3 protein-coding genes are annotated in these 5,648 nt (G+C 57.3%); 1 reads left to right on the plus strand and 2 read right to left on the minus strand.

What is annotated here, in order from left to right; all coding sequences use genetic code 11:
- Positions 1 to 1,947 precede the first annotated feature (1,947 nt).
- Complete coding sequence (locus P0D70_RS36080; protein ID WP_408188033.1) at positions 1,948 to 3,297, plus strand: replication initiation protein; 1,350 nt, start codon at positions 1,948 to 1,950, stop codon at positions 3,295 to 3,297.
- A gap of 57 nt (positions 3,298 to 3,354) precedes the next feature.
- Here the strand turns inward: P0D70_RS36080 and P0D70_RS36085 are convergent, their stop codons facing one another.
- The gene (locus P0D70_RS36085; RefSeq protein ID WP_091805332.1) at positions 3,355 to 4,413 is read right to left on the minus strand and encodes a ParB/RepB/Spo0J family partition protein; all 1,059 of its coding nucleotides are present in this window, start codon (positions 4,411 to 4,413) and stop codon (positions 3,355 to 3,357) included.
- A gap of 25 nt (positions 4,414 to 4,438) precedes the next feature.
- Positions 4,439 to 5,101, minus strand: coding sequence for a ParA family partition ATPase (parA, locus tag P0D70_RS36090; protein WP_007178644.1), 663 nt, complete (start codon positions 5,099 to 5,101; stop codon positions 4,439 to 4,441).
- Positions 5,102 to 5,648 lie beyond the last annotated feature (547 nt).

Genomic DNA, 5,648 nt, shown 5'->3' on the forward strand with positions numbered 1-5,648 from the left:
TTTCCGTGAAACAAAACGAAGAATAGCCAATAAGTTCTTGTAAAGAAAGAGCTTTTAAAGCTTTTCCAGCGATCGCGTACTGTTTCACGAACATGTCGTGGAGGCTACTTGGGTTGGAAGGCTTTGTCCGAAGGACACGCGGGGTGAAATTCTAGAGAGTAATAAAAGTAAACACCTTTGAACCCATGTTAAAAACGTTAACGCCACGGCAAAGCCTTATCTGGCAAGGGTTCCAGCCTGGTAAGGTGAAGCTTTGCGGGAGAGGTGGTGAGGTCTTGCGGGATTCTCGAGTGATGAGGTTCGGGGGCCTCGGTGAGCGGGTCCGGGACAGAACGTGAGCGGGTTCAGGAACCACCCCCAAAGTGCAGTAGAGGCAAAGGTGAGAGTTTGCGGGACCTGAATCCCCTGGATCGCCCGGCCATGCGCAAAAGTCAGTTCGAGGTTTGGTAACGGGTAAGGTGAGCGCTTTCGGGATGCGCGCCAAGGCTCAATTCTGGTCTTATTTTGAGCTCGTTTACCCCATTGGTGAGTCAAGTCGGGAGAAAACGGGAACCGAAGGTGAGGTTTTACGGGGCACGGGTGGCATTTTTGCCTTATTTCTGTGCATTCCGGCACTTGAGGTGAGGGTTTTCGGGAGTGAGGCTGTGTTTCGACCTGACCTTCGGTGTGTTGTTGATGAGGTTCGTCGATCCTTGGGAGACTAAGGTGAGGAAATTCGGGAGGCAGGCTTCTGCGTGAGGAGTCGTCTGCGAAATGTGCTCGAATCGCGGTAAAGGTGAGAGTTTTCAGGAGTCTTTTTACGGGCGCGTGATCCGTGAGGTGAGTAAATACGGGATCAAGATGCCTGTTATAGGCCGGAAAGGCTCTGCTGACGGCACCGAATCCGATTCTGTTTTGTGGTCAAAGAATTCGAATGGTGAGGTTTTTCGGGACCGTCGTGGCGGCGATCGGCAATGCCGCATTTCACCGAAATGCGCTTTAAGGTGAGACTTTACGGGAGCTGTCCCAGATAGCATCGCGAATACATAAAACTTAAGTCATTGAAATAATTGATTAATTTGTGCGTGTTTCGCAAAGGTGAGGTTTTTCGGGGGCTCTATTTGCAGGGGGGATGATCCCTCCGGATGCCTCTAAGGTGAGGCTTTTCGGGACGGTTTTTCGATGGTTTGGGGGCCCATCACCTCTGGAGGCCGCGTCGTTCCAAGCGCTCCACCAGCGGTAAGGTGAGCTTTTTCGGGGGGATTTGAGACGATCGAGCGAACCCGTCGAGTTGGGCGCTCTGGTTAGGTACCGCCAATAAGGCGTGCACAAGTGGTAGTTGTAGCGATGCGCGAAAGGCAATTGCGCCGGTGTCCCGACTAGGCGATCCAGTGCCATGCTTGCGTTGGCTGTGCGGGGCCTCTCTCGACCGGGGATTGCGTCGCGTGGACGCGAGAGGCTAGTGGGCGGGGCCGTATTAGGGCGGCGGGAGGCTTGTAGCCGGTCTGACGCCTGTTGTTGCGCGGTGCACGTCCCGGCGTACGGGCTAGCCCAAGTGACGCCGATTCAACGCTTCGCTTGCGGGCTTCACACGTTTTGCGCCGGCGCTCCCCTCCCCTGCTGCCAACGATGGTCGAAACTTGTTCATCAGTTTGAGCGGTGCGAGATTGCACCCGGTCCGCGAGCGCGCCACGCATCGAAATTCGCGAAAATTTTTGAGGTGAGAAGATTCGGGAGGGAATCGCATGCGTTCGTCCGCGGCTCACAAATGGCCCGAAATTGCCAAGTCCGCGACCTGCAAGGATGCCCCGAACCTGGCGCGAAATAGCTGAGGTGAGGGTTTTCGGGAGTTGCTGGAGGTGAGTCGCACCTCGTAAACTCACTTCACCGCGAACGGTGAGACCTACGCTATAGACGGGTATCACCGCAGCCGGTATGCTCTCGCCAAATCCCTCCTCGACCAGACGCATGGCCACGAAGCGCGCCAAGAAGACCGATGTAGTCAGCCCGAGTTCGGCCGAATTGCGCAAAGCCGTCGAGGCGATCGCGATTCAGCCCAAGAGCGGCAAAATCACGCTCCTTACCCGCAAGCTGTTCAACGTGCTCCTCGCCGTGGCCCAGCAAGCAGACGAATCGGGCGACACCTATCGGGCTTTGCTGTCCGACATCGTCGCGAACTCGGCGTTTGATTCCAACGACACAGCGCTCGTCAAGGAGCACTTGCGGCGTATGGTTTCGGTGCAGGTCGAATGGAGCACTGGCACGTCCAGTCAGAAGCCGGGTCGGAAATGGGGTATTTCCACGCTGATCGCCGACGCTGAAATTCTCGAAGATCCCACCACCCGTCGCGTCTGGGTGGAATTCTCGTTTGCGCCGAAGATCAAGAAGAAGCTGCTCGATCCGGTTCAGTACGCGCGTCTGAGTCTCCAGTTCCAGAGTCAACTGCGTAGTAGCGCGGGTCTCGCGCTTTACGAGATTTGCGTGCGCTACCTGACCAACCCGAGTCACCTGACGATGCGCGAGACGTGGGAATGGTGGCGTCCTATCCTCTCCGGCACGCCGGACACTGAAGCGGGAGATGAGGCGAAGCGCGAGTACAAGTACTTCAAGCGTGACTATTTGCGCCCGGCTATTGCCGAGGTCAACGCCGTCACCAATATTTTCGTCGAACTGATCGAACATCGCGAAGGACGCCGCGTCGCCGAAATCCAGTTTCGCGTGACCGAGCGCAAGCAACCCATGCTCGCACTCGACGAACATCCGAACGTGTTCGACAGCACGCTGGTCGACCGTATGGTGAAGATCGGCATCCCGCTGAAAGAGGCGCAAACGCTGTACGCCGATAGCGAAGAAAATCGCATTCGCGCCGCGCTTCAGATGACCGAGCAACGCATGCGCAGCACGTCGTTGCCGCCGGTGCGCAGCGCGCCGGCGCTGTTCAAGGACGCGTTGAAGAAGGGTTATGCGCCGCCGGTCGAAGCGCTGCCATCCGGTAGCGGTGGCAAGGCCGCGGTGGCTGCGCCGGCCGACGACCTCAAGGCCCGACTGCTTGGCGAGTATTCGGCATATCGCCGCAAGGAAGCGCGCGAGCTGTACGACGAGCAAGGTGAGTCCGAGCGGGAGATCGCGCGGCAGTCGTTCGAGGAAGATGAGTTGCCGGGACTCGGCACCCATATGCGCGACGACTGGCGCCGTCGCGGGTTGGATTCGAAGATTGTCGAGACGGCATTCTTCGATTGGCTGGCTCGCAAGACTTGGGGTGAACCTACCGACGGGGACTTGCTAGCCTTCACGCTGAGCCAATCGCGCGCGGCGTAATCGAGCGGAGTGTGGGGCTGTCGATGTCGCCCCACCCCACCTCTGTATCAGCCCTTCTTACTTCAGCATCTTCTCAATCTGGCGAAGGATGTCGTCACGCTTTTCGCGCGTGAGCCCTTTCAGGCGCAGTTCGATGCGATCATCCCCGTACGATTTGAGATCACCGACCGATACACCGTCGAGTTTGATTTCCAGACGTTGCGCGTAGCGTTGGCGGCCTGCCGGTTTAGTGCTTTCCTGTGCGCTGGCTCTCCCTTTGACGATGTCAGCGACTTGCCGTGTACTCAGATCGTCCGAGAGGATCTTGTTGATCAGACGCAGGGTTGCGTCGGCTCCACGAGCTGCATGGTAACGACCCACCTGATAGGCCATGTTCGAGCCGAAGCGGTCCGGTCGCGCGACCATCTCATGCATGACGACCTCGGGCAATTTGGAGATCGACAAGGCGACGGCCACCGTCGATTCGTCCAACCCGAGGTGTTCGGCGAGTTCCTTCTGACTTTGAAAATGCCGGTCGTCGAGAAAGCGCCTCCATACAACCGCATTGTCGAACACGGTCTGCGAATCGCGTTGGACGTTGAGGTCGTAGCCGAGCTTGTAGCTCTGGATACCAATGGGCAGATCGATGACGGTTGCCTTCACCGATTCCTTGTTCGCTTCCTTCAATGCGCGCACCCGCCGTCCGCCATCGCTGACGAAATAGGTGCCGGGATTGTCGTAATCGGGAATGACGTGGATTGCCTGCTGCTGTCCCTGCTTTGCCAGGTTGACTGCGAGTTCGGCAATCGACGACTTCAGATAGAAATGCCGCGGATTGAACGGGCTAGGCTTGATCGTTTTGAGCGCCAGCTCGATGATCTGTCCCGGCCGGTAGCCGTGCTCAATCCGCCATGCGCGGTAGGCCGCGGATTCATTGGCAACATCGACGGCGTCGACTTCGGTAATGCTCTGCGACGGTGTAACGGGCGCGACGATGCGCGCCGCTGCTTCGCTATTCCTGGGGTCATTCTTAACCAGACCGTCGATTGCATTCAGCCGATCGAGCGCGGTTCGCTTTTCGCTGCTGGTCGAATCAGGACGTGCTTGAAAGCCTTTGGCGAATTGGGAGGGTTTCATTCAGGGTCCTTTATGCGCATAAATTTTACGGGAGCAAAGCGGCGATCTCATTCGCGCACGCCCGTACTTCAATGGCGGCAAGCTTGGCGCCGCGATCGTTCATCTGAAGCACTGTCTGCCCTAAAGCCATGGCCTGCTTATAGGCCTCGCGAGTCGGAATCTGTGTCTTGAGCAACGGAAACCCAAGTTCTTCTAACGCACGCTTTAGTTCGCGCGTCAGCATCCGCTTTTCTTCGGTCTTGTTGAGGAGGAATACGGCACGCAGGTCTTCATTCATGAGCTGCGCTTGCTGGACGAGCTTCACCAGTCCAATACTCGACCAATAGTCTGCAGGCGATGACGATGTCGGAATCACGGCAACGCTCGCGGCGAGCAGAACCACACCGGAGACTTTCTCAGTGATAGAAGGTGGGCAATCGACGACGATGATGTCGTAGTCAGCCACGAACTTCTTGATTTCGCGATGAATCTGGCTCCCGGCTTCGGAGAGATTGACGACGGGAAAGGGGATGCCGGTATCGCCGTCGGATGATGCACTGGCCCAGTGGATCAATGTGTTTTGGCCGTCTGCGTCGACGACAAGAACGCGTTTGCCCTTCTCATGAAACGCAGCGCCCAAGTGCATCGCGATAGTGCTCTTCCCGACCCCACCCTTCTGCTGAGTTACCGCGATGATTTCTGCTGCCAATCTTCACCTCCTCTTTTTAGACGCAGATGGATTTTACCTGGATGATTTTGTATTTCAATCGTTTTTGTGTAAACGCGATAAGGATTAGCCGTTTGGGATAGGTTTATGCGCATAAAGGAGGAGCGGCGTAGCGATGCAGACGTTGCCGAAGTGACGGGATGCTTGCGGGCGCTACGCGTGCACGGCGGATACCGCTGGGTCATAACGACGGGCGGTGGCCTAGGTCTAATAGCCACTTCGCGCTTGGAGGTGCTCTTGCCGTTTAGCGAACTCGGCGCAAGGCAGTGGCCGCAGAGTTGCGGTTGCTCGACGCGTGCATCGATGGTCGGGCGACTTGGGTTGGTTGTGAGCGCACAGATAGGTCCGCGTATGCCGGCCAAAAAAATTTATGCGCATAAAGTGGCCGCGGGGCAGCTGTGCCGATGGCGACTCGCGCGCGCGAGTGGTGTCTACGCTTTGAAGTGTCAGCACGGCGATCGAAGTTCCGGACCTCGCGCATACAGCCGGTAGCCGGTAGCCGAGAGCCGAGAGCCGAGAGCCGAGAGCC

Origin of the sequence: Paraburkholderia sp. RL17-381-BIF-C (genome assembly GCF_046026435.1) — a bacterium.
Taxonomy (GTDB): Bacteria; Pseudomonadota; Gammaproteobacteria; order Burkholderiales; family Burkholderiaceae; genus Paraburkholderia.

What these genes read in the sequence shown, in the direction of transcription:
- P0D70_RS36085 (WP_091805332.1), bottom strand. Translation starts at nt 4,413, where the DNA reads ATGAAACCCTCCCAATTCGCCAAAGGCTTTCAAGCACGTCCTGATTCG.
- P0D70_RS36080 (WP_408188033.1), top strand. Translation starts at nt 1,948, where the DNA reads ATGGCCACGAAGCGCGCCAAGAAGACCGATGTAGTCAGCCCGAGTTCG.